Origin of the sequence: Alteromonas sp. 14N.309.X.WAT.G.H12 (genome assembly GCF_036697315.1) — a bacterium.
Classification (GTDB): Bacteria; Pseudomonadota; Gammaproteobacteria; order Enterobacterales; family Alteromonadaceae; genus Alteromonas.
In genome coordinates, this window is the sequence record NZ_JBAHZB010000209.1 from 1 (window position 1) to 1,929 (window position 1,929).

1 protein-coding gene and 1 tRNA gene are annotated in these 1,929 nt (G+C 45.2%); both read right to left on the bottom strand.

Annotated features, from left to right (window positions below; translation table 11 throughout):
• Positions 1-115 precede the first annotated feature (115 nt).
• Positions 116-191: transfer RNA gene (locus V5298_RS20500), tRNA-Ala, on the bottom strand.
• Between the two features lie 90 nt (positions 192-281).
• Complete coding sequence (gene gltX, locus V5298_RS20505) at positions 282-1,691, bottom strand: glutamate--tRNA ligase (RefSeq protein ID WP_332933265.1); 1,410 nt, start codon at positions 1,689-1,691, stop codon at positions 282-284.
• Positions 1,692-1,929 lie beyond the last annotated feature (238 nt).

Genomic DNA, 1,929 nt, shown 5'->3' on the forward strand with positions numbered 1-1,929 from the left:
CTGTTACCGCCGTGAAAGGGCGGTGTCCTAGGCCTCTAGACGAAGGGGACAGAAAATTCTGTCCGAAGGTTTTAACCTTCAGCCTATCAAATCAACTTCTAATAAAAAGAGGATTTGGTGGAGCCAGGCGGGATCGAACCGCCGACCTCTTGCATGCCATGCAAGCGCTCTCCCAGCTGAGCTATGGCCCCATCGTTGAACTGTTCATGTTGTTTCACATGACTGTTCCCTGACAGCGGGGCGCATTCTAGGCATCCCCCACTGTTCTGTCAACGCTTTTTTTAAGAATTTTCTCTGTTTGCTATAAAAGTGAGCGCTTTGTCTATTCTCTCGGCAATTTTCTCTTTTGATAACAAATTCAAGGTAATATCCAAAGACGGCGAATTGCCGCTACCGGTAACCGCCACCCGTAAAGGCATGCCCACTTTCCCCATGCCTACGCCAAGTATTTCAGCGGCTTGATTAATGGCATTGCCGATATTTTCCGGATCCCACTTGTCCACCGCCAATAAGGTTTCTTTAACGGTTAAAAGTGCTTGTTTTGCTACTGGGCGTAAGTGCTTTTTCGCTGCTTTCTCATCAAAATCAGCAAAATCCTGGTAAAAGTACGTACTAATTTCAGCCAGCTCTTTAAGGGTTTTCACCCGATCAGCTTGAATCGCAATAACGGCCTCAAGTGCTGGGCCCCCACTAAGATCGATCCCCATATGATCAAAATGCCACTTTGCTCTGGCTGCCACTTCGCTCACCGGCAAGGTTTTCATATAATGCTGGTTTAACCAGATAAGCTTCTCTGTATTAAACGCCGACGCAGACTGACCGATGTCATCAAGACTAAAATGCTCAATCATTTCATCAACAGAGAATATTTCCTGATCACCATGGGACCACCCCAGTCTGACCAAATAATTCAATAACGCCTGGGGCAAAAAGCCGTCATCCCGGTATTGCATTACACTAACCGCACCGTGGCGTTTGGACAATTTCTTACCATCATCCCCCAATATCATCGACACATGGGCATATTCAGGGATCGGTGCACCCAGTGCTTTTAGGATGTTAATTTGCCGAGGTGTATTGTTGATATGATCTTCACCGCGCACCACATGAGAAACGCCCATGTCCCAGTCATCTACCACAACACAAAAATTGTAGGTCGGCGAACCATCAGAGCGCTGAATGATCAAATCATCCAATTCACTGTTGTTAATCTCTATTTTTCCGCGAATATGATCTTGGATAACAACGGAGCCTTCCAGCGGATTTTTAAAACGAATAACAAAAGGCTCATCGGCAGGATGATCCGTGCGATCACGCCAAGTGCCCGGATAACGGGGTTTTTCCCCTTTCGCTTTTTGTTCTTCCCGTATGGCATCTAGCTCTTCAGGACGCATAAAACATTTATATGCTTTACCTTCATCCAGCAGTTGCTGAATCAAGGCTTTGTAACGATCGAAGCGTTCCGTTTGATAATAAGGCCCTTTATCCCAGGTCAGTCCCAACCATTGCATACCATCTAAAATAGCTTGTTTAGCATCGTCTGTTGATCGTTCCAAATCGGTATCTTCAATACGTAGAACGAACTCTCCTCCTTGGCTTTTGGCATATAACCAGGAATACAAAGCAGTGCGGGCACCGCCTACATGAAGGTACCCTGTCGGGCTGGGCGCAAATCGTGTTACCACAGACATTCTTTTTCTCTATCAAACGTTGGTTAAAAAAAATTTGGCGCTATTCTAACAGTCAAAGCCACTATGCAAAAGAACAGCCAGTCGATAAAAAAGACACAGAGAACGAATTTGTTATTTTTGCCTTATTAAGAACAACGAAATAAGGCGTCATTGTTTGCTTTTCATTCAAACGATCATTTTTCCTGAATTTTGTTGTTGACAGTGACGCAAGCGACTCTATAATACCGCCCCACTTGCC